This window comes from Paenibacillus sp. SAFN-117 (genome assembly GCF_051966115.1).
GTDB lineage: Bacteria > Bacillota > Bacilli > Paenibacillales > NBRC-103111 > Paenibacillus_L > Paenibacillus_L residui.
This window is the reverse complement of record NZ_JBQCLK010000020.1, coordinates 74,569-101,007: the sequence shown is the minus strand read 5'-3', so window position 1 is coordinate 101,007 and position 26,439 is coordinate 74,569. Positions and strand designations below refer to the sequence as shown.

The window sequence follows — 26,439 nt, the reverse complement described above, 5'->3', positions numbered from 1 at the left end:
CCGCATCCGCTGCCGCTTGGAGACAAAGGAGGTTTTGACTTGGAAAATAGATCTAGCAAAATGGTAGCTGGGGTTGATTTCGGCAGCGATTCGGTAAGAGTCGTTATGGTAGACGGGGCGACCGGCAGAACCCTTTCCGAAGGATCCTGCGCTTACCCGCGTTGGTCACAAAGACTGTATTGCAGCGATGAGATCAGTCAATACCGGCAGCATCCCTTGGATTATATCGAGGCCTTCACTGCCGCTTTTAAGTCCGCGCTCAGCGGTGCCGGCGAGCATGCCGGACAGCGTTTGGGCGGAATCGGAATAGATACGACCGGTTCAACGCCATGTCCAATCGATGAAGCGGGAGTTCCTTTGGCGTTAAAGGCCGAATTTGCAGATAACCCGAATGCCATGTTTCATTTGTGGAAGGATCATACCGCTATTGCAGAAGCGGAAGAGATTAACGCAGTCTTTTCCACTTCTTCCGTTGACTATACGAAATATCAGGGCACTTATTCTTCAGAATGGTTTTGGGCCAAAATCCTGCACACGATAAGAAAAGATGAAAGAGTGAGACAAGCCGCTTATACGTGGATGGAACATTGCGATTGGTTTGTGGGCCTGCTGACCGGCCAAACCGATCCGCTGACGATGTATCGCTCTTCTTGTGCTGCAGGTCATAAAGCTCTTTGGCACAGCGCTTTTAACGGTTTGCCGTCGGAAGAATGTCTACAGCAATTGGACCCGTATTTAGTATTAGTGAAGCAAAGATACGGTTCCGGACCCCGGCATGCCGATTCGGCCGCAGGCATCATTTCCAAAGCATGGGCCGCACAATTGGGCATAAATGAACAAGTCATTATATCCGGGAGCTCTTTCGATGCTCATGCCGGAGCGGTAGGAGCCGGGATCCGGCCTTATACTTTGGTAAAGGTTGCGGGAACTTCAACCGTCGATATGATGATGGAGCTGCCTGAACGCTTGAAAAATAAAGAGATGAAGCATGTATGCGGAATGGCTGAGCATTCCATCGTCCCGGGATATGTAGGGATTGAAGCAGGACAAGCTGCATTTGGCGATATATTTGCATGGTTCAAATCCCTCATGCTGTGGCCGGTCGAGCAAATGCTTCAGCATAGCGAAGTGATATCGGAAGAGCAGAAGAAGCTGCTGCAGGAACAATGCTCGAAGGAGCTGCTCTATCGGCTTGAAGAGGCCGCGAAGGAAATCCCGCTGCTTGCAGCCAACCAGATCACCGCTCTGGATTGGTTTAACGGCAGACGTTATCCCGTATTGAATGAAAATGTTAAAGGAACGATGGCGGGACTCCATTTAGGAAGCACCGCACCCGCTATTTATCAGGCGCTTATTATGTCCGCCGTTTTTGGTGCAAAGCGTATTTTTGACAGTTTCATAGAAAACGGACTGCGAATCGACCGCATCATCGTGATTGGCGGGATCGCCAAAAAATCGCCTTACATTATGCAAATAATGAGCGACGTATTAGGCCGGCCTATTATGATCAGTAAAGAAGATCAAGTCTGTGCCAAAGGGGCGGCGATATATGCCGCAGTCGCGGCCGGTTTGTTCGCAAGCATCGAAGAAGCACAGCAAATTTATTGCGAACCCTATGAGGCGGATTATTATCCGAATCCCGACAAACAGCAGGACTACGCGATGAAATACGGGCAGTATATGAAGCTGGCTCAATCGATTGAGGAATTTCATAGATAATCATTTAATACTACAAAGGACGTGCATATGATGACCAACATTGAACAGTTATCTGTTCTGTCGCTGCGCAGCTTAGCCATTGATATGATAGAACAGGCCAATTCGGGACATCCCGGCATGCCCCTGGGCTGCGCCCCTATGGCATATACGCTGTGGACCCGATTTATGAATCATAATCCGACCAATCCGGCCTGGTTCAACCGCGACCGCTTCGTTCTGTCAGCCGGTCACGGCTCGAGCCTGCTTTACAGTTTACTGCATCTTTCCGGCTATGCAGTATCTATGGAAGATTTAAAGCAATTCCGCCAGTGGCAGAGCAAGACGCCGGGTCATCCGGAATATAGGCATACGCCAGGAGTCGAGGCGACTACGGGTCCTCTTGGTCAAGGCATGGCTACTGCTGTAGGTATCGCAATGGCAGAACAGCATCTCGCCGCCGTGTACAATCAACCTGGTTTGAGCGTTGTCGATCACTTTACGTATGTCATTTGCGGCGATGGAGATTTGATGGAAGGTGTCTCCTACGAAGCTGCCTCGCTTGCCGGACATTTGAAATTGGGCAAATTAATCGTGCTGTACGATTCCAACGATATCTCTTTGGATGGCGAGCTGAATATGTCGTTTTCCGAAGACGTAAAGCAAAGATTTGAAGCCCAAGGCTGGCAATATATCAAGGTAGCGGATGGGAATGATACTGAGCAAATTTCACGTGCTCTGGAGCTTGCCCAAGCTGATCTGACCAAGCCTGCGCTTATCGAAATCAAGACGACGATCGGTTACGGTTCGCCGAACAAAGCCGGCAAATCCGCTTCGCACGGCTCGCCGTTAGGTACCGAGGAAGCGAGATTGACGAAACAGGCATTGCAATGGACTCACGAGTCGCCGTTCCATGTTCCGGAGGAAGTGTACGCTCATTTCCATGAGGAAGTTGCCCTAAGAGGAATGAATCAAGAAAAAGCATGGCAGGAGCTGTGGGAAAAGTATGCTCTTGCTTATCCCGATCTGGCCAAGCAGCTTCAGGCGGTCATCGAAGATCGTTTCACACCCGATTGGGATGCAATCCTGCCCCAATATCCGTTCGGAAGCTCTGCGGCAAGCCGTGCCGTTTCCGAACAAATCATCAACGTGCTGGCTAAAGAGTTACCGAGCGTCATCGGCGGGTCCGCCGACCTTGCCAGCTCCAATAAAACAATGATCAAACATACAGAGCCGTTCCTGCCGCAATCCTATCACGGGAAAAACATTTGGTTCGGAGTCCGGGAGTTTGCCATGGGGGCCATACTCAACGGATTGGCTCTGCATGGCGGGTTAAAACCGTATGCCGGCACATTTTTTGTCTTCTCCGATTATTTGCGTCCGGCCATTCGTTTGGCAGCCCTTATGGGCTTGCCGGTTACCTATGTCTTTACACACGATAGTATTGCGGTAGGTGAGGATGGACCGACCCACGAGCCCATTGAACAGTTGGCCTCCTTGAGAGCGATGCCTAACTTGTCCGTCATTCGTCCGGCGGATGCCAACGAAACGAAAGCGGCCTGGAGATTAGCGATAGAATCCAAGGACACTCCAACTGCACTGGTGCTCAGCCGGCAAAATCTGCCTACCATGAATGATACCCATCTGCTGGCTTATGAGGGGGTTTCCAAAGGGGCTTACGTGATCTCCAAAGGGAGATCGGATCGTCCGCAAGCTTTATTGCTGGCTACCGGCTCCGAGGTTCATCTTGCCGTACAGGTTCAACAAGCGCTAGCCGAAGAACAAATCGATGTAGCGGTTGTCAGCATGCCGTCTTGGGATCGCTTTGAGAAGCAAAGTGTAGAATATAAACATTCCGTCTTGCCCCCATCGGTTACCAAACGGGTTGCCATCGAGATGGCTTCCTCTCTCGGCTGGGAACGATATGTAGGCCATGAAGGCGATATTATTGCGATTGACCGATTCGGAGCTTCCGCTCCGGGAGACACGATAATCGAAAAGTACGGCTTCAACGTAAGCGAAATTGCCAAACGTGTGAAGAATCTGCTTGATGTTCATTAAGTGTGGCGGTACAGTTGGAATTTAGTCAGAGCTTCCGAAATTGTGATCATCTATAAGAGTTTCATAATCAAAAGCTGCAGACATGATGTCTGCAGCTTTTTTGCTTATTCAAAGAATACGCTTGGATACTCAACAACTCCAGAAACATGTTCGAGAGAACCTTCACGCAGCTCTATTGCCATAAATGCTTCATCCGGCACTTCGAATGGAGCTTTTATCGACCACAGAGACGCTCTTTGGAAGCCGAACTTCGGATAATATTCCGGGTGTCCCATGACAATGACAGAAGGGTGCCCGAGTTCTTTGGCCTTGTGTAATGCTTCTAGAATCAATAACCTTCCTATGCTTTTATTTTGATAATCCGGTAAAACGGAAACAGGAGCAAGAGCAAGCGACTCCGCAATTTGATTACCTTCAACAATTTTTATTGCGGATAGAAGAATATGTCCGACAATTTCTTTATTGTTTTCATTAACGGCTACTAAAGACAAGTCAGGGATGAATCCGTCCGTCTCTCTGATTCGGGATACCAATTCATGTTCTTTCTTATCACTGTGCTCCATATTGGCAAATGCATTCTGTACTACGGATTCAGTAATCTTATAATCCTCGGGCCGTTCTTTTCTGATGGTAATGTTCATAAATAGTTGTCTCCTTAGTCGTATAGCTTATATTCCCTATATTACACGATGAAACCAGGTTCAAATACAAATAAATTATTGATTGACGAAGGGGTGAATAGTGTATATATTATATATATACGGTATTCACTATGTTGACGGCAGTGAGGTGAAGGAATCTGAATATTATTATATCCAATGCATCGAGCGATCCGATTTATATACAGATTATGAACCAGATTAGACAGAGTATTCTGAGCGGTGAATTACGTGCAGGGGACAGCCTTCCCTCCATCAGGCAGCTGGCGAAAGATTTGCAGGTTAGCGTTATTACGACCAAGCGTGCCTATGAAGAGCTGGAGAAAGAGAAGCTGATCGACTCAGTCGTAGGGAAGGGCAGTTTCGTATCGGGAGCAAATAAAGATTTCATTCGGGAGCAGCGCATGAAACGACTGGAAGAGAAAATGATAGAGATCATTCGGGAAAGCAAGGAGTTAAATATGAATCAACAAGAGGTCATCGACCATCTCACTTTATTGTTCGAGGAGGAACAGACACCATGAATGCCATAGAATTACGTAATCTAACGAAAACCTACCCGCAATTTACGGTCGATGATGTCTCTTTGGATGTGAAACAGGGCTACATTACCGGACTCATTGGTCCGAATGGCGTCGGCAAGAGCACCTTGATCAAGATGATGCTTGGTATTATCCATCCGGACTCCGGGAGTATCACAATATTGGGCCGCGATATGTCTAAACATGAAATCGACATTAAGCAGCGTATCGGCATCGTGTCGGATGATTGCTTCTATTATGAGCATCTTACGATTCGCGACATGAAGAAGATCATCGCGCCATTCTATAAGAAGTGGAATGAAAAGAAGTTTAACGGCTATCTTGAACAGTTCGAGTTGTCCCCCGAGAAGAAGATTGGACAGTTATCCAAGGGGATGAAAGTCAAGTTTTCCCTTGCCGTCGCTTTATCGCATGAAGCCGAGCTCCTAATCATGGATGAGCCGACCTCTGGCCTTGATCCCGTGTTTAGAAGGGAGATGCTGGATCTGCTTGCGGATATGATGCAGGACGAGAGAAACTCGATTATCTTCTCGACCCATATCACGACGGATTTGGACCGTATCGCCGACTACATTGCTTTCATCCATCGCGGCAAGCTCGTATTTAATGAAGCGAAAGATGAAGTGCTCGAGAGATACGCGATCGTTAAAGGCGACTCGGAGCTGCTTGATTCCGATATTCGCAATAAATTTATCGGGATTCGCGAGACCTCTGTTGGTTTCGAGGGCTTGGTGGACAACAAGGAGGAGGCCGCACAGTTATTTGGCGATTATGCTGTTCTGACCAAACCCACCTTAGAAGACATCATGTATTTTACCGCCAAGGGGGAACGAATTCATGCTTAACCTGCTTCGCAAAGATTTCATCGCTTTAAAAAGCTCGCTATGGATGACTATGCTGTATCTTGTTGTATTCAGTGCCGTTTTTATACCGAAGCTTTCATCATCTATTCACATTGTGGGGATCTATACGGCTTTCGCGACACTTAGTCACGGTACGATGATCGATATCAAAAACCATAACCATAATTTCCTGGTTACGCTGCCCGTTAAACGCAAGCATATTGTGCAAGCCAAATATATAACAGCCATCATTTATATGCTTTTTGGAGTCCTTGCTTCTTACGGGATTCACTGGCTGGTTAAACTAGCCGTTCCAGAGCTTAATAAACCGGACTATACCGTCATGGACATTCTGGGCCCCGCAGGTATAGTGCTTGTTCTGGCTTCCGTCTATTTGCCGCTCTTTTACGCATTCAGCAAGAAAGGAACCGCTATTATCAATGCCGTATTCTTCATAATCATGATAGCTCTGGCGCAGCCTACGGCTGTTGTTATGAATATGATAAATGGGAATAGTTTGGGGGGCGACGGAGCGTTATATCTGATCCTGCTCGGTATCTTGCTGCTGTTCATTGCTTCTTATTATTTAACTGTAAAACTGTTCAATAGAAAAGACTTATAGGAGAACGCATAATGAAAGATAAGAAATGGATACTTTATATGCTCGCCGGATGGGCAACATTAGTCGTGAGTCTCTTCCTGGCTGCGCTTTCCGGCGATGTCGCTGAACAGTGGTTCGGACTATCAAGAAATTCTCAATCATTCGTTAAAGGTTTTGTCATGAGCGGGCTCGTCGTTCCTATCATTTTCTATTTGTATCAGCATGTCTATCGGATGGCCGGCGATAAACCGGAGACGCCGGTATATTCCTGGAAAAGGCTAAATCACTTTATTACCGGCATTCTCTTGGCCATTGCATTGGCTTCATTGGGTTTCATTATAGCCGGTTTGCAAGGGTGGATCGTTATTGAAAAATGGCATGCCCCCGACCAGTGGTTTGTTGCGCTGCTCATCAATCTTTTATTTGCTTTTTTCTATGAAGCTTTGCCGGAGGAGCTCGGATTGCGGGGTATGCTGTACGATGTCCTGCGTCATCGATTCGCCGCATGGTTATCCGTATTGCTTCAAACCCTGCTGTTTGTATCTGTCACTGTAGCCGTTGCCCAGATTCAAGCGCTTGTTGGTCTTGCTCCCGGAGTATCCATTAATATTTTTTATATCCTATTAATTGCATGCTTCGGAATATGTTTGCAGCTGCTTCGTCTATGGACCGGGAGTCTCTGGGCATCGATCGGTTTTCACCTCGCCTACTTGGAAATCATGAGGTTTGTCGTCTCGCCATATCAATATCGCGTACCGCCAATCATAACCTTCCGTGAATCCGAGCCTGGAGTCGGCGCCTTACTCTCTATCAGTATGATGATTATCGGGGGCATCATTTTATCGCTCGTTATCCTGGGTGTGAAGCGTTTGATACAGAAAAGGGGAGTCATTCGAAAGCTTTAACCTTTTTTGGGTAAGTTATTTCCTTCTGCCGATATACAACAAATGAGTTGAAATGCCTAATACAGAGGGATCCTTGGCAAGTTCAATAAGTAAATTCATCAACTTCTGTGACTCACCTTTTTCTTCCCAAAACTGCCTTTGTTCGTTACTAATCAACCCGCCGATACTAGAGGAACCAATCAAATCAACGGTTTCAAACCCATGGCTTTCCATGAAGGGCTTGATATCATTGATGTTGAAGTAATAAGCCCCCGTAAATCGGCCTTTATCTGCGTGATTAAAAATTCCAGTAGCGCGGAACTCATTTATTGAATCCATAGTGTCGTTTGGCTTCCAGTGTTGTGGGTATTGCAAGGAAGTAATTGTCATTCTCATCCTACTCTGAAATGCGACGAAGACGATGCCTCCCTTTTTTGTAACGCGGAATAACTCTGTTACAGCGTTAATTCGATCTTCTTCCCTTTGCAAATGGTAAAGAGGCCCTAACATGAGGGAAGCATCAAATTCCTCATTGGGTAATTCGTCTAAATTGGCAGCATTTAACACATGAAAGCCCTTGAAGTGTTTCGTTAATCCCAGTTCGTCTGCCTTCACCTTAGCCATTTCAACTAATCCGGGCGTTAAATCCGAAAGAGTTACATTGAATCCATGTCTTGCTAACTCCATAGAATATTTTCCGGGTCCTGCTCCATTATCCAGTACATTGCCATGGGGTGGTAAGTATTGTTTAATGTAATGCCAGTTAATGATAAACTCAATAGGTTCCCTATCCAGCCTGCCCCACTCGTCAAAACGGGAATAATAATCAATCACGTTTTTCATCCGATTGCACCTGCCCATCATTTTAATTGGTTTGTTCAAACTGAAATCAAAAAAAACCTATTGCCTGCAAAGAGGCGATAGGTTTTCCTTCGCGGTACCACTCTTATTGATTCGTTGGATTCAGATAAGCGAACCATCTTCAAACCTGATGACGGGGGTATCCGTTAAGGCCTGCCGAATTCAGCCTTACCGCTCATGGGTGAGTTGGGGAAACCATTGACTGTCTCGCACCGATACGACAGTTCTCTGGACAATAGTCAAGCCTTAATACTCCCAGTCATAGCGTTTAACGATATTGAATTTAACCCAGTATAGCGCTTCCAAATACTACCTGTCAACAGATACTTAGCTTTCGGCGGCTGCTCTCGTCCCTTAACCGTCAATATTATGAAGGCCTTTCGTATATCCGTAGGCGGGAAAGGCAGCAGACAGCAAGCTCTATATTCCACAATGGTATAGATAAAATTTACCTTCGGACAATCTATCGGAAAATGAAATGATCTTTTCGAATTGGTGAATAATTTCATTTCGATTATAAGCTAACTTTTCATAATGACCCGATTGTTCCCCATCCTGAACCATAACAAATTCTCCTGTAAGCTCTAATACTGCCGGTGAGTTCAGAAATAAGTCTCTCCAAGAGGAAAATATGCTTTTTAAAATAATAGCGGAATCCTTATCAAAAAGGGTCACACCGTAATAGTTAATCCCTGTACTAATCGGTGTCCCATGTAGCTCCGGATTTCTGCTTGGAATCCATTTTAATGTGTCGCTAACGTATTGAATAATGTCATCATGAATCACTACACTATCGATAATTTTAGGATTATTTACTCTATTCATCCATAAACGTTCTACATCTATTGTATTAGGAATGAGGTAAAATTCATGCTCCAACGCCATTTTTTTCCCCTCCTTAACCGCCGTCGCCAAAGGCCACACCACAGTCCCCAGCATTCCGACGATCCGCTCCTCTTCGTCATCAACACTATACTCCACCTGCACCGTTGCTGAATGCAGCACACTAAACATCAACATCTCACATATTTGCGTTTGAACCCAAGCTGCCCTCTATTTATTGACTTTTGGATATTTTCGGAGGCGTTCAACAATTTGCTTTTCTTCTTGTCTTTTTGGACTTCGACCGGGCCTACCGCCTTAGCCGTTTCGACAGCCTTATCATGGAGCGGCAAATAAGATACAGCGACTGTGTACATAAAATTGCTCATCGCGTATTTCGCTCGTTCGGGTGCATCGTGAATCGTTTTTTCCACAACCCCCAACAGGTTAGCGATTTTGCCTTCGGCAAACTCAGAGTCAGGCCGACTGCCCAAAAGCCAGCAGTAACAGCTCCAGCCCGCCGACATTCTCAACTCTTCGCCGCTTGCGATCCATTTATCGGCGACTGCTTGCGCAATATCGGTTTCCGCCAACGTTACCGCCACCACGTAATCGGATAGCATATAAAAATAAGCCCCGTCCATCCAACGCTCAAAATCCGCCTCGGTCATCACTTTCGGATCAGCAATGATGCCGGCAAAGTACATGGCGTCGTAGTTCCCTGTTGCGTAAAGCTGCTCGGCCAGAGGTTGATTGATTTTAGTTTTTCTGAAAATGGGCTTCATCTTGCCTGTCGCCACGCCAAAAAGCGGTTCATGTGCACCGTTGGATATATACATCTTCTTGAGTCGTTCGTTACTAAGAGCTTCAAGCTCCTGCATCACCATTTCAAAATCCATTGTTTAACACTCCCTTCTTTAAGCTTAGTCGAACTTCCTTTCCTTAATCAAAGGCTGTCCATGCACCGTTACTTTCCATACCTAATTAACAAATAGCATTCCGGAAAATAAACCCTCTTCCATTTAAGCAGCACTGTACACTCCACATGTGTTGAGTTGGGAATAGGAACATGCCCCTCTATCATTCGTTTCATTTTGAAGTTTAAAACTGACCTTTTTCCGAAAAAAAGTGGACAAGGGAGGAAAGAAATCTCTTTGTACAGATTAGAAATCTCCGGAATCGAGAGCTATAATGATGGTGAGGCTCGAAAAAATGATGAATCTGTTTTCTTAGTGCTTAGATTAAAATAGAGCTCCTCCTTAAGTATTACATGCTACCCGAGTACGTTCATTAATTAATAATTGGAAGTGGAGTATAGTGAGGAGGACGTATCCAAAGTGAAGGTCCGGGAGCGTCCTCTTGTTGACTAAGAGGTACCCGTCGCTTTTTCTGATGCCTGCACAACACCGTTCAATGTTAAACATCCCGAGTATGTTATTGCATGAATAACACATGGACTTGCAACACTTAAGTGTAACGACTTTTCAATTTCCGTAAATAGCATCCTAGGCTTTGAGGTGGGTGTAATGCTTCCAACTAACAAAACCGAAGAATCATAAAAAGGCCTAACTATGATTGACAATGTCACAATATGGAACACGACATTTCGAAAAATTGCGCGTTAATTTAAGTGCGCCTTTTGTGGCGCCGACATACACCCGTTCCCCCGGTGTACCCCTTCGCGATTACGTTTGAATTTCAGTTTCAAAAACGAATAGACGCCGATCATTTAGAGCGACGCCGATTAATTCTTCAAAAAACGGCAACCCACCTTTATTTCGTGACGATAAAGTTAGGGAGATTTTTTTCAAGATACTTAATTCTTTCCGAATAATCTTGTTTTGCAAGAGTTTCCGAAAGGATATTGTTCGATACTAACAAGTCATAAAATGATTTCAGCATCTGGGCGGATATAGCGGAAGTAATCATCATTCTTTGACCGTCGATCAGGACAGAAGATATTTTTTCAGGCTGTACAAGCTCAATCTGTACGCCGTTCCTGTCGATTATGAAATACATCTCCTTTTTATTTTCAAACACTAAATGTTTTACTTCTGCCCCGTTTGCCAAGCGACTCTGAACTTCTTTCATGGAATAGCCCGGAATCGGATCATTGATCAGCAGCCATTTTGCAAATTCTTTTGCATCGACTTCATCTGTATCATATTTTTTCCAAACTGCGCCATTATCTTTGCTTATCTGTACTGTGTTATCCATCATGACACGAAGATATATTTCGTTGTCCATATAAACTGCACGATACTTTGAAGCCATTAGGCTGTCTATCAACTTCGGTACATCATGTTTCTTGTTGAATGTTAAATCGTGCGGCATTAACTTGAGATAATGCGGGCACTATTTCGGTAGTGAGGGCACCTTGATATAATGCAGGCATTATATCGGCTGAAGGTTCGGCTATAGGATTTTCGACACCCGCAGAAGATTCCGTTTTGTCCAATGCAGAAGTTGCAAAGATGACAACAACACAGGCTGCAAGCCCAATAGCGAGCAGCGTCGTAGCGAGGGTGATTTTCTTGGTTTTCATGATCGATATAATCCTTTCTTCGGTCGAGCTTTTGGAAAAGCTACTAATCATCGGCGACAAACCGATTTTCTTTTCTTCCAAACGCACAAGTGCCCTAGCATAAGCAGGTTTCGTGTTTTCCCCAAATTTTCGTATGACAGTTTCATCACAGAATAGCTCGATATCACGGTTGGCAAGGATATACATAACCCATACCAAAGGGTTGAACCAATGGACGCATACGCTAGTGGCAAGAATCCATTTCATTAGTGTGTCGAATCGCTTGATGTGCGTAAATTCGTGGGTCAGGATAAGCGCAAGCTGTTTCTCTTCGTCATAGTCTAAATTTTTCAGCAAGAGTACAACAGGCCGAAAAATACCGTATGTAAGCGGAGTTGAAATATTATCTAGTTGCCTGATTTTAACATCTCGCCGTAACAAATTTGAATGCTGCCATTTTTTTATAAATTCGTTTCTAATAGGCACAGCCATTTTGTAGATTTTGCGATACCTTAAATGCGGAATGATAAAAAATAAAGCACACAATGTAAAACCAACTACCACACCCATACAAAAGGCGATATTTGTGAAGCCGTCTTCAATGGCAAAATCGGCTCGGTCAAATGTTCTGTTATTGGTGGCATGATTACCGTGGTTCCATTAATAAATGTTGAACTTTCTGTCGTGGAAACCAATTTTGGCGTTGTAAACATTCTGCTTAAATGTTCCACTGCCGTAAAAATGCTAAATTGCGATTGAACTGAAACAGGTACCAGCAATTGAATTAGTGCAACACCCCAAAGAAACATAAAGGTCATTTTGGGCAGCTTGTGAATAAGCAAGGAACGTAAGAAAATAACTGCAAGAATAAAGACAGAAGCCGAGATACTTATTTGAAGTAACGACATTCACTCACCTCATTCCAAACTATCGATTAGACGTTTTAAGCGGTTAATTTCCTCCGTCGATAGCCGTTTCTGCCCCAATAATGACGCAATTAGTCTATCGGGGGCGCCATCATACATTTTATTTATTAATTCTGTTGTTTCGTGTTCTTGCGCTTGCTCTCGTGTAACAAGCGCATGGCAAACGAAATTAGGCTCCTGCCGCTCGATCGCCCCTTTATCAAGGCATCTCTTGATGATGGTATACGTTGTTGTTTTACTCCAACCTACTTTTTCTTTTGCAATTTCTGCAATTCTCTTTGCTGGGGTATCGCCTTCTTTCCACAAGATTTCCATAATATTAAGCTCGCTATCGAATAGCTTCATAACCAAATGAAAACCCCCCGTTTCTCCATCGTTCTACTCTAGTAGAAATCTTTATTTTCATTCTACTGAAGTAGAATTGCTTTGTCGAGAAGATTCTGTAATTTTCTAACATCGTATTTTGTTATAAGTACTCGCGGCACCGAGATGCCGCTATTCTCCCAACCCATTTGGTTGTTTTTGAAAAACCGTAAAAGATAACTTGCAAGCCATAGCCAAGGATACCGTTCGGTGTCGTTGAAGGCAAAGTCGCAGAATCGCAAGGTGCAGTAGCGAAGAAATTGAAGCGACTTGAAAAGCAAATTAACGAAAGTTTCATGTGATTCATCACAAGTATAAGCAATAGCCGTAAGAAATTAATTATATATTGCAAAATGAAACTTACCTTCCTCATTACCTAGAGAAAACAACTGTAGTCAACATCTAATTCACCAATAGGACTAACTGCTAGAGCCTTATAGGTTGCATTATTACCTCTGTGGAATGCAAAATTAAAGCCCAAGCGCCAACAGCGCCTGGGCTTCGTCTAATAGGTAAATGCGGCTCTCAAAATACTACTTCCTTACGAGCGACACACAGCACTCCACATGTGACGTTTGCGGGAACATATCCACCGGCTGCACCCACTCGATGCGGAAGCCTGCGCCGGCGAGCACCTTGCAATCCTTTGCCAATGTCGAAGGATTGCAGGACACGTACACGAGCCGACGCGGCTTGGCCTGGGCGATCGCCTGCAGCAGCTTGCGGTCGCAGCCGGTGCGCGGCGGGTCCACGACAACGACATCCGGACGGATGCCTTGTCGGACCCACTCCGGCAGCAGCCGCTCGGCCTCGCCCGCGTAGAAGCCGGCGTTGTCGAGCCCGCTCAGGCGGGCGTTGCTGCGGGCGTCCTCGACCGCCTCCGGCACCGCCTCGATGCCGCGCACCTCGCGGGCGAACGGCGCCAGCCACAGGCCGATCGTGCCCGTGCCGCAATACGCGTCGATGACCAGCTCATCGCCGGTTAGCGCTGCCGCCTCGCGCACGTAGTTGTACAGATGAACCGTCTGTGCCGGGTTCAACTGGAAGAATGCGCGCGGAGACAGCGAGAACCGGACATCGCCCAGTGTTTCCTCCATCCGCCCCGACCCCCACAACGTTCGGGTGATGTCTCCGAACACGAGCGGGGTGCGGCCCGGGTTGACGTTCTGGGCGACGCTGGTCACCTTCGGCAGCTCTTGGCGGATCGCGGTAACGAGCCGGTCCTGCTGCGGCAGCTCGTCGCCGGCCGTGACGAGGGTCAGCTGCACCTCGTCCGTGGCGAAGGAGATCCGGGCCACGATGGTGCGGATCACTCCTCGACGTGTCCGTTCATGATAGGCGGGAATGTTCAGCCTCTCCAATATTTCGCGGACCGTCCGGATGGTCTTGTTGATTTCGGGATGCTGGATCGGGCATCCCGATATATCGACAAGCTTGCGAGTTCCTGCGGAATAAAGTCCGGTCAGAAGGCGCCCGCCTTCGGTTCCGACCTGGAGCTGGGCCTTGTTGCGGTAGCTCCAGGGATGGTCCATTCCTTTAATCGGTCGTATGGGAACTTCTTCGCCCAGATAACGGTTGAAAGCCTCCCGGACCAGCTCTTCCTTCGCTTTCAACTGTCCTTCATAGCTGAAATGCTGAAGCTGGCAGCCCCCGCACTGCTCATAGACCGGACATTCCGGTTGCCGGCGGTAGGGAGACCGTTTCTCAATTTGCCGAATAGCGGCCGTCAGGAAGGTAGGCTCAACCTTCGTCACGGTTGCCTTGATCACTTCTCCCGGCAAGGCGCCCGGTATAAACACCGCTTTTCTTTTATAATAGCCGACGCCCTCTCCGTTGATGCCCAGCCTTTTGACGGTGACGATAATCGGGTCCCCGGTCCGGATGGATTCCGCCTCTTTAGCTGCCCCTTGCTTAGGCATTGCCTGTTTTGACTTTGGGGGACCCGCCTTTTTGGAAGGGCGAGTTTGCCTCATTGTTTTATGAGAATGATTCATCGATTTGTTCAACTCCAACTAAGTCCGATATAAAAACCAATAGATGTTATTTTTGTTACATTGTACGAAAGGTTGGTATACCCCAGATACAAATAAACCCGCAGGATTAAAAAACCAACGCCAAAACTCATTTAGGCATTGCCCAAGCCTTGGCGACCTCTTATCTTTGCAGCTAGAATGTTCTTTCCACTACGTGATCTTTATAGGGGAGACGAACTAACCGTATTTTATGTAGGTATTTTGAAGCGAATGGCAATCAACGGTAAGACTACCTGGAAAAAATACATTTAAAATGGAGGATTTTCCTTCATGGCGCCCATTTAGCCCAAACTTGATGGATATTTTCCATTTAGACCCCCATGCCGCTGACCGCGACACCATCAGATGATGAAAATGGATGGATTTTCAAGGTAGAATAGAGTTGAATTGCTTCAATAGTGTGAAATTTGAAAACTAAATGGATTTCATACAGTTAGATTTCTATATTCGGAAGAAATACGGAAATCTAACTGGAAAACCTACAGCTAGTTTGCGCCAAAACAGCCGTTTCGCCCAAAGTTGCCCATTTTAACTGTAGTTTATCCAGTTAGTTTGATCATTTTCGCCCATTCGCTTGAATCTACCTGTACAAAATACAGTTAGACGTGCCGCTCCTCCGCTTGCAACGATGCCTGCAGATGGTAAAATAGACGGATTTTCCTTCATGTCACCCATTTAGCCCAAACTAGATGGATATTTTCCATTTAGACCCCCATGCCGCTGACCGCGACACCATCAGATGATGAAAATAGACGGATTTTCCATGTAGTTTTCTTTTTTTCGGTTCATTGAGCAAGCTAACTGGACAAAATCCATTTAGATAGCCTTGCCTCTGCCGCTTCACCGGCACCCGGCTTACCCTGATTTTCAAGGGGGAGCGTCCAAGCACCTTTTAAATCAATACCAGATGATAAGGTTTAAGGGGCAGTCTTCATTTTCCGTTCCGTCAATGTTTGACAATGTCAGCCAGGACAAAACAAGAACTCGAAAGGGCTCAATGACAACGTTTTTCTCAATATACCTCACTTACAATTAGAATGCATCCCGTTAACTGACATAGTATACTGAGATTGTAACGCTGACCGTCTACCTTTTGTGAAACATTAAGCTGCACCCGAGGCAGCCTGGTCCTGCTAGTATACAGAACTAGGTTACAAAATTCGCAAGCAAATTTCATCTGCAGCTTTTGTTTAATGACCGGAAATATTTGTATTCCATTTTTCATTCTCAATTTGGTCTGCCAGTGGGGATTTCCGGATTCGCCGTTAGATGCGGTGCCAAGTACAGGCATTCGGGATGCGGATATTGTTCAGCATAGGTACTTTCAGCTTGGTCTATTCATTCGCTTATTTATTATAGAAGAAAGTTTGGAATGGCAAAAAATGGGTAATGCGTGACGGCGTTTGCAAGAGTAGGGTGAGTCCCTGAAATGCGTGTCGGTACATATAAATGTGAGCAAGTCTATGCAGTTACATGGAAGTTATTGCAAATGTGTGGTCAGCCAGGGAAAGGAGAAGCGAATTGAACGCGGAGAACCCGGGTAAGGAAGAAAAACAGACGAAGAAGCCGATGATTGAGGTGAACCGGCTGGTCAAAAGGTACGGGAGCTTCACGGCCGTCAACGGCGTAACGTTTCAGGTGATGGAAGGCGAAGTGTTCGGATTGCTCGGGCCTAATGGGGCCGGCAAAACAACGACGATGGAAATGATGGAGGGCCTCCGCCTGCCGGATGAAGGGACGGCCGTGCTGGCGGGCTTCGACACGCAAAGAGACATTCACAAGATCAAGGAAAGGATAGGGGTTCAGCTTCAATCGACCTCCTTGTTCGATTTGTTGAAGGTGCATGAGATTATCCGGATGTATGCAAGCTTTTATAAACGGTCCGTTCCCGTAGGGACGCTGCTTAAGGATATGATTCTCGAGGACAAAAAGAACGCCCGTGTCAAGCATTTGTCCGGCGGACAGAAGCAGAGGCTGGCTATTGCCCTTGCATTGGTGAACGATCCCTTGGTCGTTTTCCTGGACGAGCCGACCACCGGATTGGACCCTCAGGCACGAAGAGTTCTCTGGGAAATTATCCTCCAACTGAAGAGAGTTGGCAAGACGATCGTGCTGTCCACCCATTACATGGATGAGGCTCATGTGCTGTGTGACCGGATTTGCCTGATGGACCGGGGAGAAGTCATCGCCCTGGATACTCCCGAGAGGCTGATCCGCAGCCTGGAATCCGGCAATGCGGTGGAGTTTCGCCTGTCCGGCGACTGCCATGGATGGGACGGCCGGTACGGGCGGGAGGAACATACCGGAATAGACCGGCGTACGGGAATGGCCGGACATTCCGAAGCGGATTCAGCCTGCGAGGGCGCTTCTGCCGATGGAGAAGCAGCCGCCGGACATTACGAAGCGGCTTACGCAGCAAAAGCTGCACCGGAAGCGCAAAACTGTTCCCGCTTGGAAGTCCCCGGAGGTGAAGCAGAGGGGACACTTCTCTTGGAGCGGCTTAGAAAGCTTAACGAAGTGAAGCAGGCCGACCTCCGGAACGGTAAATACGTCCTCTACACCGATCATATGCAAGCGACATTGACGGATTTGATAGCATTTGCTTCGGAGGCCGGACTTCAGCTTACCGATTTGCAGACGAGGACGGCTACGCTGGAAGATGTATTTATTCATATGACCGGAAGGAGTCTGAGAGAAGAATGAAAGGCTATTGGCAGTTAACGCTTGCCCAGCTCAGACTGTTTGCCCGCAATCGGCAGATGCTGCTTTGGTCGGTGGCGTTTCCGGTTTTTTTCATGGTTATCCTGGGCCTGTTCTTTAATAGCGGAAATTCCCTTTCGATGAATCTTGTTCTGATTGATAAAGATGGAAGCGAAGCTTCCCGGGCCTTTGTCCAAGCCATGCGAAATACTCAGGTGCTTGAATTGCGCATCAGCTCGGATGAGGAAGAAGCGTTGAGCAGGCTGAAGCATGGAGACGAGCAGTTGGTGGTTATTATTCCGCAAGGCTATGAAGCGGCCCTCCATGCCGCACCCGGGCAGGTCCGTGCGGCTGAAATCCAGGTCTATTATGACGATACGAACATGGCTGCCTCTGAGATCGGCAAATTGGCCGTTACACAGGTCGTGGACGCCATCAGCAAGCAAATGACGAACTACATACCGGTTGTCACAGTTCACGAAGAAGGCGTGCAATCGTTAAATTTGAAATATATTGATTTCATTGTTCCCGGAATCGTGGCGATGATGATTATGTCCAACAACCTGAACGGGGTAGCCGGCCAGATCGCCTCCTGGCGGGAGCGCGGCGTTCTCCGCAGAATGCAGAGTACTCCGCTGAAGGCCTCCAGCTTCATTGCGGCGCAAATTTCAGCGAGGCTTATTCTCAGCACCCTCCAGGCTTCGATTGTGCTCCTTATCGCCAGTTGGCTGTTCGGAACACAAATCAACGGTTCCTGGCTGCTTCTGCTCAGCTTCGTCATTTTCGGCACCCTGGCCTTCATATCGATCGGCTTTATCATCGCCAGCTTGGCCAAGACACCGGAAAGCGCCGGACCGATCGCCGGCTTTATCTCTTTTCCCATGCTGTTCATGGGGGGAGTGTTCTTCCCTGTCAAAAACTTGCCCGAATGGCTGCAGCCGGTCATTCAGCTGCTGCCTATCTCGCATTTAACGACAGCGCTTCGCCAGGTTATGAATGTTGGGGCCGGCTGGCTGGATCTTTGGTCGGAAGCGCTTCTCCTTGGAGGCTGGATGGCTGTGGCTTTCGCCGTATCGGCTTTCACCTTCAAGTGGGAATGATCATGGAATCCGGCTGCTTAATGACACTTCAGTCGGTTCAGTGATTTGGGCATAACTTATTTCGGATGCTTATTTCCCAACGCGCGCCCTTCCCGGCGCGCGTTGGGCGTTGGCCGGCGCTTGGGTTGGTCCGGCGCCCGGTGCAGAACTATATTTGAGAAAGAGGAACTCTTTTTTTGTCATCCGGGCGGTTTACATGTAGAATAGGGGAGAAGCATGACCTTAAAATTAATCATTCAGGGAATAGAAGAGGGTTTTGATAATGAAGGTGCTTATCGCTACGTTAAATGCGAAATATATTCATACCTCGTTGGCGATCCGCTATTTGAAAGCTTTTTGCCAGAAGGATTTCGAGGTGGATATTGCGGAATATACGATTAAAGACCCCGCCATGAATATCGTTTCCGACCTGTATCAGAGACGCCCGGATGTGCTGGGCTTTTCCTGTTATATCTGGAATATTGAAGAGACGATCGCAATCATTAAGATGATCAAGAAAATTATGCCGGAGCTGATCATTGTACTGGGAGGCCCGGAGGTTTCCTACGATACCGACTATTGGATGAAGCGGCTGCCGGAGGTCGATTTTATCGTGATGGGGGAAGGCGAGGAAACCTTCCACCACCTGCTTCAGGTAATTGAAGGGGACCGGAAGTTTCACTTCGTCTATGGGATTGCCTACCGCAAAGGGGACGAGGTCATCATCACTCCGGGAAGGCCCAAGCTTGACTTGAACGAAATTCCGTCTCCCCACCGGTTTGAAGAAGATGTTCCGACCTTGGCGAATCGGGTAGTTTATTTCGAGACGAGCCGGGGGTGTCCTTTCAGCTGTCAATTCTGCTTATCCAGCATAGAGGTTGGGGTCCGGTATTTCGATATGGAGAGAACGAAGGCAGATCTGCTTTACCTGATCGATTCCGGAGCGAAGCTGATCAAATTTGTCGACCGCACATTTAACATCAAGCGGGAATATGCTCTGGAAATATTCGATTTCCTGATCAAGAATCATCGCGGATGTGTGTTCCAGTTCGAAATTACGGCGGACATTATGCGCCCCGAGGTGCTTGAGTTTCTTTCCGAACATGCGCCGCCCGGCATCTTCCGCTTTGAAATCGGGGTGCAGTCGACTAACGATCTGACGAACGAGCTGGTCAAGAGACGGCAAAACTTCGCCAAGCTGACCCGAACGGTGACCATGGTGAGAGACAGCAACAAGATCGATCAGCATCTGGATCTGATAGCCGGGCTGCCGGAGGAAAATTACGATTCCTTCCGCAAAACGTTCAACGATGTATTTGCGCTCGGCCCGGAGGAATTGCAGTTGGGCTTCCTGAAAATGCTAAGAGGAACGGGGCTGCGCAACGATGCGGAGAAATATGGCTACGTCTATATGGACCATGCTCCCTATGAAATCCTGGGCAACGACGTGCTTCCCTTCTCGGATATCGTCCGGATTAAACGGGTGGAGGATGTGTTGGAGAAATATTGGAATGCCCATCGGCTGGACCGGACCGTTCTCTATTTAATCAAGAACGAGTTTCCTTCCGCCTTCGATTTCTTCCAGCAATTCGGGGATTACTGGGAAGAGCAGGGATGGCAGAAAATCGGCCATCAGCTCGAGGATTTGTTCACGCGTCTTCACAGCTTCTTACGCTGCCGGGATACGGCCTCTCTGGAAGTGGTTGAAGGGTTGATGAAGCTGGATTACTTTATGAACCATAAATATAAGCCGCGTAAAATATGGTGGAACTTCACCATTGATAAGGCCGAGCAATCCCGGTATTTACGCTGGCTGGCGGAGCATCCGGAGAAGGTATCCCCGGAATTTGTCGAGCTCAAGCTCAGCGAGAAGGAATTGCACAAGCATGCTGTGATTGAGGTTCTGCCTTTCGATCTGGAACTTTATTTGTGTACGGGGGAAGTCAGGGAATCCGATCCGAGCCTGCTTGTCGTCTACTATCCCCCTGATGCTTCCGAAATGCCCGCTTACTATGTCACATCCATAACAGGAAGAGAGGCATTGAAGAAGAAGCGGAAGAAAGAACTGGAGAAGATGGAGCTTCATGATATTCAATAATGATCGGCTATGAAATAATTTGTGACTCTCTCTCCTAAGATGAAAGGGTGCTTGCGCACCGAATGAGAAAAACCGGGCATTACGCCCGGTTTTTTTTCTTTCGGATTGGCAGAAAAGCTGCCGCCAAGGAAATATTCGACAACAAGTCCGAGGGCTTCAATGGAAGCTTCAACGTCGGATGATGAAAATAATTGCAAAGATCATGTGGAGCAGAAGCTTTATTTAGTCTTCGTTATGCGGAATAGGCAGTCCGAGTCCTTCCGCAATCCGTCTGCCCAAATCCGGATCGGCTTTAAGCCAGTGACCGATTTGACGAATTTTTATTTCATCCTTATCTACAGGCTTCATGGCGGCCACGATATTGCGGATCAGCCGGCTTTGCTCCTCCTCACTCATCAGACGGTATAGATCGCCGGCTTGGGTATAATGATCATTATGATCGTAAGGGACGCTGTCGGCCATACCGGATACTTCGAAAGGAGCCGGTTTGTTCTCGGGCGATTCGGTTGGTCCGCCGTAGCTGTTAGGCTCATAATAGAGAGAACTGCCGCCGTTGCCGTCAAATCTCATTTGCCCATCGCGCTGATAATGGTTAACCGGTGCGATCGGACGGTTGATCGGCAGCGTATTGTGATTCGCCCCGACACGGTAACGATGCGCGTCCGAATAGGCGAAGAGGCGTCCCTGCAGCATTTTGTCCGGCGAAGCCTCAATGCCGGGTACGAAATTGCCCGGAGAGAAGGTTGCCTGTTCGACTTCCGCGAAATAGTTTTCCGGGTTGCGGTTTAGTACCATGCGGCCGACTTCGATAAGCGGGTAATCTTTCTGGGACCAGACCTTCGTTACATCGAACGGATCGAAGCGGTACGTCTTGGCATCCTCCAGCGGCATAATCTGGACACAAAGCTTCCACGAAGGGTAGTCGCCCTCTGCGATGGCGTTGAATAAATCTTCCGTATGATAATCCGGATTTTCCCCTGCCAGCTTGGCGGCCAGATCGACATCCAGATTTTTGATGCCTTGTTCGGTTTTGAAATGATACTTGACCCAGACGGCTTCGCCTTGCTCATTTACCCATTTGAAGGTATGGCTGCCGAATCCGTGCATATGTCTGTACGTTGCCGGGATACCGCGGTCAGACATCAGTATGGTGACTTGATGCAGGGATTCCGGAGACAGCGACCAGAAATCCCATACGGCGTTCGGATTTTTCAGATGGGTTTGGGGATGGCGTTTCTGAGTATGGATAAAGTCCGGAAATTTGATAGCGTCCCGAATGAAAAATACCGGTGTATTATTACCGACCAGATCATAGTTGCCCTCTTCGGTATAGAACTTCACGGCGAATCCGCGCGGGTCCCGAACCGTATCGGCAGAGCCCAACTCGCCAGCTACCGTGGAGAAACGAACGAATACCGGTGTCTGCTTGCCGACTTCCGACAGGAAATTCGCTTTCGTATACTTAGTGAGATCGTTCGTCACTTCGAAATAACCGTGGGCACCTGCACCTTTGGCATGAACGACCCGTTCGGGAACACGCTCCCGGTTGAAATGGGCCAATTTCTCCAGAAGATGCACATCCTGAATTAATGTCGGACCTCGCGATCCTGCCGTCATGGAATTCTGATTGTCTCCTACAGGAGCGCCCCAACTCGTCGTCAGGTTGTTCTTGTTTGTGGACATTCGATCTTCACCTCATTATTTATTTTAAGTAAATGGTTCTGTACCGTTGTAATTGAGAATCAATATCAATTACTATGAATTAAATTTAATTCATTTCAAACAAATAGTCAATATCTTTTTATAATAATTATAAATAAGGAAATGTTGAAAAATGATGGGTCAATAACGAAAAACGTACGGAGAGCTTGATTAATGAAGGAAGGGAGGTGGATTTGGGAGCGGTTCGTTCCTAAATGTTGTATATGCAGCGGCCTTCGAATCGGGCTGTTTGAAGGGTTAAGGAAAAGTTCTAAGGATGGTTAGGTATCGTTTATGACCAAACGGAAGCCGGAAGAGCGGTCATCCGTTCTTATTCAAATCCTATGACAGATATTCCCATTGCATTCTATCCATTTGTTGGATGGCCCGATGTAAATTCATCCCTAATAAAAAAAGCTCCTAACGGAGCCATCTCGAAGATGAATAACCCGGTATTAGAGGAAGCTTTTTATGCCAATAGGAATCTATATTTTCATCGTATTAACGCTATAAAGAACTTAAAGATTCCTATGTGGTAAAAAAACTCCGGAACCAGGGGATTGAGCCTATCCCGGACTCCGGAGATTCTGTATTAAGGCAAATAGCTGCGGAGGACGGTCAAATTGCCTTCCAATTGATAGTTTTCGAGTGAGGCGGGCAGCAGCAGACACTCTCCGGCTTTGATGGGCATGCTTTCCCCATCCCACGAAATTTGTCCGCTTCCTTCGCAGACGATATGAATGACGAACGTTTCCTTAGAAGTTTGCAGCTCCCAGCGGCCGTTCACAACTCCCTTTTCTACAATAAAATAGGGGGAATGGGCCAGCTTGAGCCATTGATTCGGCCCCGGGACCTCGGTAGTCATTCTTGTTGCCCCGGCTCCTTCGTAAGCGATGACATTCAGCGAATCCTCGATATGAAGCTCTCGGGGCTTGCCGTCCAGGCCCGGTCGATCATAATCGTACAGGCGGTAAACGGTATCCGAATTTTGCTGAACCTCTGCAACCAGCACACCCGCTCCAAGAGCATGAACCGTTCCCGCAGGAATATAGAACGAATCTCCGGCCGCAACCGGAACCTCCTGCAGATAATCCAATATACGTTTGCCTTCTATCGCATCCGCAAGGCTTTCCCTTGTTGTACCGGGCTTCAGCCCATAGATGATTTTAGCCCCCGGCTTGGCTTCAAGAATGTACCACATTTCCGTCTTGCCAAGCTCTCCTTCGGGCAATCCGGCATAATCGTCTCCGGGATGCACCTGAACGGACAGGTCGTCTTCGCAATCGAGAAGTTTGAGCAGAAGAGGAAAACGGCCGTTAGGCGAGTTTATGCCCTTGGTTCCGAAGATAAGCTCTCCGTACTTGCTGCGGATTTCATCGAGGCCCAATCCGGCCAGTTCCCCGTTGGCAACCTTCGTAGTGCCGTTAGGATGATCGCCAATCATCCAGCCTTCTCCGATTTTGCTATTTTCCTTAACAGGCAGACCGAATTTGGCTAAAGAATTGCCTCCCCAAACTCTTTCCTTCATTTCCGGTATAAACTTCAGCGGATATGATTTCAATTAAGAATCCCCACTTTCTGTTTTTTCTCCTCTGATTATTAAAGGGGGTGACCCCAAGACGAGCGCCGAAGCACTCATTCGCAAACAAAATGTCCCCATTAACGGCGAAGTGCAACTTCCCGCTTGGCTACGGCAATAAGATAAGGCGGGTGGTTGCGTTGGTTGATCATGGCGTATTTGAGCACCTGGAAGTTCGGCTGGGGCAATTCAGCGGCCCACTGCTCAACGGCAGCGGCTTCCCTGTCTCCGCCTTCATGGCCGGTATAAAGCACTATGGTCGTTAACCCTCCCGGGCGGAGCAGATCCACTGCCGCGTTCAATGCAGGGAGGGTCGTTTCGGGGACGGTAATCGTGCTATGATCGGAGCCGGGCAAATACCCGAGGTTGAACATGATGGCTCCGACCCGTCCGTGACAAGCCTCTGGAACATGCTCCTTCATTAAGGAATGAGAGGCCTGAATCCAACGTACCGGATGTCGGTCTCCCATATGCTTTTCCAATCGGCCGGATGCCTTGCGGAGTGCCTCAGCCTGTATATCGAAGCCGTATACACTTCCCTGCAGACCGACTCTTTCGGCCAGGAACAAGCTGTCAACGCCATTGCCGACCGTTGCGTCTATCGCGATATCCCCCGGTTGAAGCTGCTCGGACACCAGGCGGTGAGCATAGCTCAGGATCGATATAAAACCCATAATTCCTCCTACATTGCACTATCTGGACCCAAATAAAGGGTAATCAGACTCGGTCCAGTTGTTCATTTAAACAAGTCCGCTTTGAACCGCGTCCCGTTCTTTTCCTTGCCAAGTATTTCTTCGTCTTAATTCCGCATCAATCGAGTTGAGAACCTCCCATTTCTTAAGACTCCACATGGGCCCGATTAGCAGATCACGGGGGGCGTCTCCCGTCAAGCGGTGGACAATCATTTCGGGCGGAAGCATCTCCAGCGTGTCTACGACCAGCTTGACGTATTCGTCCTTCTCCAGAAATTTCAGCAATCCGGCCTCGTACTGCTTAACCATCGGTGTCTTCTTCATTAGATGCAGCAAGTGAATTTTGATGCCTTGTACATCCATATGCGAAACCTGTCTTCCCGTTTCCAGCATCATGGCCTCGTCTTCTCCCGGCAATCCGTAGATAATATGGGCGCAAGTCCGGATGTTATGCTTCCGCAGCTTGGATACGCCATCGATAAAGCATTGAGTGTCATGAGCACGGTTAATCAGCCGGGAAGTTTCCTCATGTACGGTCTGCAGCCCCAGTTCTACCCATAGATAGGTTCTTTCGTTCAGCTCCGCCAAATATTCGACAACGTCGTCCGGAAGACAGTCGGGACGGGTGGCAATGGATAAGCCGACCACTCCCGGCTGCTGCAGAATGACTTCGTAGTAATCCCGCAGAACATCGACCGGCGCATAAGTGTTCGTATAGGCCTGGAAGTACCCTATATATTTCGCATCCGGCCATTTGAGATGCTGGCGGTCGCGGATCGTGTTGAATTGTGTCACCAGATCCTCCCGACGGTTTCCGGCAAAATCTCCCGAGCCCCGCTTGCTGCAGAAGGTACAGCCTCCAATTGCTATTCTTCCGTCCCGATTGGGACAGGTGAATCCGGCATCCAGCATAACCTTGAATACTTTGGTGCCGAACTGCTGTCTCATTTCGTAATTCCACGTATGAAATCGTTTGTCGCCCCATGTCCGGGGCGCTGCGTTAATCAAGTTCATTAATATAACTCCCTTATTCCATTGCATAAAACCGCTGTTCTCTATGGCCCCATCGGACTCCATCTTCCCGGACACCGCTCATGCCATGGCACCGGCTTATACTTAGACAGGTTTTTTTTCATTTTAACTTATCACAAGAGAAATTGCATCCGGGTACCAAGAACATGGGAGGATTACCAATATCCCCGCAGGATAGAACCTTATTCGCGGGAGGACAATAAGAACGTGCCATCACATATCAATCATAGATTGGAGGATTTACAGTTGAACAAAGGTTTGGGAATAGCTGTTATCCTTACGATGTTCGTGTTTGCGGTACCTGCGGATGCCGCAGGGACTACCGACACGGGTGCTCCTCAGCCAGGGACCACAACGGTCAATACCAACGGAACTTATACGGGTGCCCAGGACATGAGCGGTAATGCGAATTATCCGGGGAGCTACGGGAAGTATTCGCCGGGTATCAACACTCCTTCGGGGCTTAACGGCGCCAATGTGGGAACTACCGATGTTAATCGGGTCAGCGGGGACATGAACGGGAATGGGACAACGAGAAGCACTTACACGAACCAAATTCCTGGCAGAGGAAACGGAACGGGAGCTTATAACATGAGCACTTACCGTACCGGAGCAGCAACACGGGCAGACAACACGATGAATTGGGGATGGCTCGGATTGCTTGGATTGCTCGGCTTGGCCGGGCTAGGCGGAAGGAATCGGGGGGACCAACCGCAGAAATAGCACGCCTGAACAAACTCCTTTT

At 47.8% G+C, this 26,439-nt stretch carries 23 protein-coding genes and 1 other annotated feature; of the genes, 10 read left to right on the top strand and 13 right to left on the bottom strand.

Translation table 11 applies throughout. The features are described from left to right. Nucleotides 1-39 precede the first annotated feature (39 nt). Together ACTHRH_RS14530 and tkt are read left to right on the top strand one after the other, a co-directional pair. On the top strand, nucleotides 40-1,719 hold the full coding sequence (locus ACTHRH_RS14530) for a ribulokinase (protein ID WP_440416211.1): 1,680 nt from the start codon (nucleotides 40-42) through the stop codon (nucleotides 1,717-1,719). Between the two features lie 27 nt (nucleotides 1,720-1,746). Then, nucleotides 1,747-3,756 (top strand): transketolase, encoded by a 2,010-nt coding sequence (gene tkt / locus ACTHRH_RS14525; RefSeq protein ID WP_440416209.1) that lies wholly within the window; start codon nucleotides 1,747-1,749, stop codon nucleotides 3,754-3,756. Nucleotides 3,757-3,860: 104 nt separating this feature from the next. Here the strand turns inward: tkt and ACTHRH_RS14520 are convergent, their stop codons facing one another. After that, complete coding sequence (locus tag ACTHRH_RS14520) at nucleotides 3,861-4,397, bottom strand: GNAT family N-acetyltransferase (RefSeq protein ID WP_440416207.1); 537 nt, start codon at nucleotides 4,395-4,397, stop codon at nucleotides 3,861-3,863. A 158-nt stretch (nucleotides 4,398-4,555) separates the two neighbouring features. Between ACTHRH_RS14520 and ACTHRH_RS14515 the strand changes: the two genes are divergently transcribed. From ACTHRH_RS14515 to ACTHRH_RS14500, 4 genes are read left to right on the top strand one after another with little or no spacing between them, the layout of a single operon-like run. Beyond that, on the top strand, nucleotides 4,556-4,939 hold the full coding sequence (locus tag ACTHRH_RS14515; protein ID WP_144941609.1) for a GntR family transcriptional regulator: 384 nt from the start codon (nucleotides 4,556-4,558) through the stop codon (nucleotides 4,937-4,939). Then, nucleotides 4,936-5,802: an ABC transporter ATP-binding protein gene (locus tag ACTHRH_RS14510; RefSeq protein WP_144941611.1), complete on the top strand. Its 867-nt coding sequence runs from the start codon at nucleotides 4,936-4,938 to the stop codon at nucleotides 5,800-5,802. Before ACTHRH_RS14515 ends, ACTHRH_RS14510 begins: the two co-directional genes overlap by 4 nt. Further along, complete coding sequence (locus ACTHRH_RS14505) at nucleotides 5,795-6,421, top strand: ABC-2 transporter permease (RefSeq protein WP_144941613.1); 627 nt, start codon at nucleotides 5,795-5,797, stop codon at nucleotides 6,419-6,421. The genes ACTHRH_RS14510 and ACTHRH_RS14505 overlap by 8 nt, the downstream gene beginning before the upstream one ends. Nucleotides 6,422-6,432: 11 nt before the next feature. Further along, nucleotides 6,433-7,305: a CPBP family intramembrane glutamic endopeptidase gene (locus tag ACTHRH_RS14500; protein WP_144941615.1), complete on the top strand. Its 873-nt coding sequence runs from the start codon at nucleotides 6,433-6,435 to the stop codon at nucleotides 7,303-7,305. A gap of 15 nt (nucleotides 7,306-7,320) precedes the next feature. Here the strand turns inward: ACTHRH_RS14500 and ACTHRH_RS14495 are convergent, their stop codons facing one another. The 8 genes from ACTHRH_RS14495 to rlmD form a co-directional block, all read right to left on the bottom strand. Then, a complete protein-coding gene (locus tag ACTHRH_RS14495) occupies nucleotides 7,321-8,127 on the bottom strand; it encodes a class I SAM-dependent methyltransferase (RefSeq protein ID WP_440416204.1) in 807 nt (268 codons plus the stop codon). A 67-nt stretch (nucleotides 8,128-8,194) separates the two neighbouring features. Next, nucleotides 8,195-8,417, bottom strand: a binding site (T-box leader). 148 nt (nucleotides 8,418-8,565) lie between these two features. Then, nucleotides 8,566-9,159 (bottom strand): hypothetical protein, encoded by a 594-nt coding sequence (locus tag ACTHRH_RS14490; RefSeq protein ID WP_440416202.1) that lies wholly within the window; start codon nucleotides 9,157-9,159, stop codon nucleotides 8,566-8,568. Continuing rightward, nucleotides 9,159-9,866, bottom strand: coding sequence for a DNA alkylation repair protein (locus tag ACTHRH_RS14485; protein WP_440416200.1), 708 nt, complete (start codon nucleotides 9,864-9,866; stop codon nucleotides 9,159-9,161). The genes ACTHRH_RS14490 and ACTHRH_RS14485 overlap by 1 nt, the downstream gene beginning before the upstream one ends. A gap of 874 nt (nucleotides 9,867-10,740) precedes the next feature. Further along, nucleotides 10,741-11,256 carry a hypothetical protein gene (locus ACTHRH_RS14480; protein WP_440416198.1) on the bottom strand — a complete coding sequence of 172 codons (516 nt, stop codon included), beginning with the start codon at nucleotides 11,254-11,256 and terminating at the stop codon, nucleotides 10,741-10,743. A gap of 10 nt (nucleotides 11,257-11,266) precedes the next feature. Next, nucleotides 11,267-12,061 (bottom strand): M56 family metallopeptidase, encoded by a 795-nt coding sequence (locus ACTHRH_RS14475; protein ID WP_440416196.1) that lies wholly within the window; start codon nucleotides 12,059-12,061, stop codon nucleotides 11,267-11,269. After that, a complete protein-coding gene (locus tag ACTHRH_RS14470) occupies nucleotides 12,049-12,399 on the bottom strand; it encodes a hypothetical protein (RefSeq protein WP_440416194.1) in 351 nt (116 codons plus the stop codon). Before ACTHRH_RS14470 ends, ACTHRH_RS14475 begins: the two co-directional genes overlap by 13 nt. Nucleotides 12,400-12,408: 9 nt before the next feature. Continuing rightward, nucleotides 12,409-12,762, bottom strand: coding sequence for a BlaI/MecI/CopY family transcriptional regulator (locus ACTHRH_RS14465; RefSeq protein ID WP_235949979.1), 354 nt, complete (start codon nucleotides 12,760-12,762; stop codon nucleotides 12,409-12,411). 551 nt (nucleotides 12,763-13,313) lie between these two features. Beyond that, nucleotides 13,314-14,774, bottom strand: a complete 1,461-nt coding sequence (rlmD, locus tag ACTHRH_RS14460; RefSeq protein WP_440416191.1) for a 23S rRNA (uracil(1939)-C(5))-methyltransferase RlmD — start codon at nucleotides 14,772-14,774, stop codon at nucleotides 13,314-13,316. 1,608 nt (nucleotides 14,775-16,382) lie between these two features. On the opposite strand from rlmD, the gene ACTHRH_RS14455 reads away from it, so the two are divergent. The 3 genes from ACTHRH_RS14455 (at nucleotide 16,383) to ACTHRH_RS14445 (ending at nucleotide 20,690) form a co-directional block, all read left to right on the top strand. Further along, nucleotides 16,383-17,516, top strand: a complete 1,134-nt coding sequence (locus tag ACTHRH_RS14455) for an ABC transporter ATP-binding protein (protein WP_440416226.1) — start codon at nucleotides 16,383-16,385, stop codon at nucleotides 17,514-17,516. Then, nucleotides 17,513-18,613 carry an ABC transporter permease gene (locus ACTHRH_RS14450; protein ID WP_144933651.1) on the top strand — a complete coding sequence of 367 codons (1,101 nt, stop codon included), beginning with the start codon at nucleotides 17,513-17,515 and terminating at the stop codon, nucleotides 18,611-18,613. Before ACTHRH_RS14455 ends, ACTHRH_RS14450 begins: the two co-directional genes overlap by 4 nt. A 262-nt stretch (nucleotides 18,614-18,875) precedes the next feature. Then, nucleotides 18,876-20,690, top strand: coding sequence for a B12-binding domain-containing radical SAM protein (locus ACTHRH_RS14445; protein ID WP_440416189.1), 1,815 nt, complete (start codon nucleotides 18,876-18,878; stop codon nucleotides 20,688-20,690). A 222-nt stretch (nucleotides 20,691-20,912) separates the two neighbouring features. On the opposite strand, the gene katA is transcribed toward ACTHRH_RS14445, so the two are convergent. The 4 genes from katA to ACTHRH_RS14425 all read right to left on the bottom strand — a co-directional run bounded on the left by katA (nucleotide 20,913) and on the right by ACTHRH_RS14425 (nucleotide 25,676). After that, entirely contained in the window at nucleotides 20,913-22,373 is a 1,461-nt protein-coding gene (gene katA / locus ACTHRH_RS14440) for a catalase KatA (protein ID WP_440416187.1), read from the bottom strand. A gap of 610 nt (nucleotides 22,374-22,983) precedes the next feature. After that, nucleotides 22,984-23,952: a type I phosphomannose isomerase catalytic subunit gene (locus tag ACTHRH_RS14435; RefSeq protein WP_440416185.1), complete on the bottom strand. Its 969-nt coding sequence runs from the start codon at nucleotides 23,950-23,952 to the stop codon at nucleotides 22,984-22,986. 98 nt (nucleotides 23,953-24,050) lie between these two features. Beyond that, nucleotides 24,051-24,644 (bottom strand): class I SAM-dependent methyltransferase, encoded by a 594-nt coding sequence (locus ACTHRH_RS14430; protein WP_144933655.1) that lies wholly within the window; start codon nucleotides 24,642-24,644, stop codon nucleotides 24,051-24,053. Nucleotides 24,645-24,710: 66 nt separating this feature from the next. Continuing rightward, a complete protein-coding gene (locus ACTHRH_RS14425) occupies nucleotides 24,711-25,676 on the bottom strand; it encodes a TIGR01212 family radical SAM protein (protein WP_379289360.1) in 966 nt (321 codons plus the stop codon). Between the two features lie 264 nt (nucleotides 25,677-25,940). Here ACTHRH_RS14425 and ACTHRH_RS14420 point away from each other — a divergent pair, with 264 nt between their 5' ends. Further along, nucleotides 25,941-26,417, top strand: a complete 477-nt coding sequence (locus ACTHRH_RS14420) for a WGxxGxxG family protein (RefSeq protein WP_144933657.1) — start codon at nucleotides 25,941-25,943, stop codon at nucleotides 26,415-26,417. Nucleotides 26,418-26,439 lie beyond the last annotated feature (22 nt).

What these genes read in the sequence shown, in the direction of transcription:
- ACTHRH_RS14510 (WP_144941611.1), top strand. Translation starts at nt 4,936, where the DNA reads ATGAATGCCATAGAATTACGTAATCTAACGAAAACCTACCCGCAATTT.
- ACTHRH_RS14500 (WP_144941615.1), top strand. Translation starts at nt 6,433, where the DNA reads ATGAAAGATAAGAAATGGATACTTTATATGCTCGCCGGATGGGCAACA.
- ACTHRH_RS14490 (WP_440416202.1), bottom strand. Translation starts at nt 9,159, where the DNA reads ATGTTTAGTGTGCTGCATTCAGCAACGGTGCAGGTGGAGTATAGTGTT.
- ACTHRH_RS14455 (WP_440416226.1), top strand. Translation starts at nt 16,383, where the DNA reads ATGATTGAGGTGAACCGGCTGGTCAAAAGGTACGGGAGCTTCACGGCC.
- katA (WP_440416187.1), bottom strand. Translation starts at nt 22,373, where the DNA reads ATGTCCACAAACAAGAACAACCTGACGACGAGTTGGGGCGCTCCTGTA.
- ACTHRH_RS14465 (WP_235949979.1), bottom strand. Translation starts at nt 12,762, where the DNA reads ATGAAGCTATTCGATAGCGAGCTTAATATTATGGAAATCTTGTGGAAA.
- ACTHRH_RS14475 (WP_440416196.1), bottom strand. Translation starts at nt 12,061, where the DNA reads ATGGGTGTGGTAGTTGGTTTTACATTGTGTGCTTTATTTTTTATCATT.
- ACTHRH_RS14430 (WP_144933655.1), bottom strand. Translation starts at nt 24,644, where the DNA reads ATGGGTTTTATATCGATCCTGAGCTATGCTCACCGCCTGGTGTCCGAG.
- ACTHRH_RS14470 (WP_440416194.1), bottom strand. Translation starts at nt 12,399, where the DNA reads ATGTCGTTACTTCAAATAAGTATCTCGGCTTCTGTCTTTATTCTTGCA.
- ACTHRH_RS14520 (WP_440416207.1), bottom strand. Translation starts at nt 4,397, where the DNA reads ATGAACATTACCATCAGAAAAGAACGGCCCGAGGATTATAAGATTACT.
- ACTHRH_RS14485 (WP_440416200.1), bottom strand. Translation starts at nt 9,866, where the DNA reads ATGGATTTTGAAATGGTGATGCAGGAGCTTGAAGCTCTTAGTAACGAA.
- tkt (WP_440416209.1), top strand. Translation starts at nt 1,747, where the DNA reads ATGATGACCAACATTGAACAGTTATCTGTTCTGTCGCTGCGCAGCTTA.
- ACTHRH_RS14445 (WP_440416189.1), top strand. Translation starts at nt 18,876, where the DNA reads ATGAAGGTGCTTATCGCTACGTTAAATGCGAAATATATTCATACCTCG.
- ACTHRH_RS14495 (WP_440416204.1), bottom strand. Translation starts at nt 8,127, where the DNA reads ATGAAAAACGTGATTGATTATTATTCCCGTTTTGACGAGTGGGGCAGG.
- ACTHRH_RS14425 (WP_379289360.1), bottom strand. Translation starts at nt 25,676, where the DNA reads ATGAACTTGATTAACGCAGCGCCCCGGACATGGGGCGACAAACGATTT.
- rlmD (WP_440416191.1), bottom strand. Translation starts at nt 14,774, where the DNA reads ATGAATCATTCTCATAAAACAATGAGGCAAACTCGCCCTTCCAAAAAG.
- ACTHRH_RS14505 (WP_144941613.1), top strand. Translation starts at nt 5,795, where the DNA reads ATGCTTAACCTGCTTCGCAAAGATTTCATCGCTTTAAAAAGCTCGCTA.
- ACTHRH_RS14450 (WP_144933651.1), top strand. Translation starts at nt 17,513, where the DNA reads ATGAAAGGCTATTGGCAGTTAACGCTTGCCCAGCTCAGACTGTTTGCC.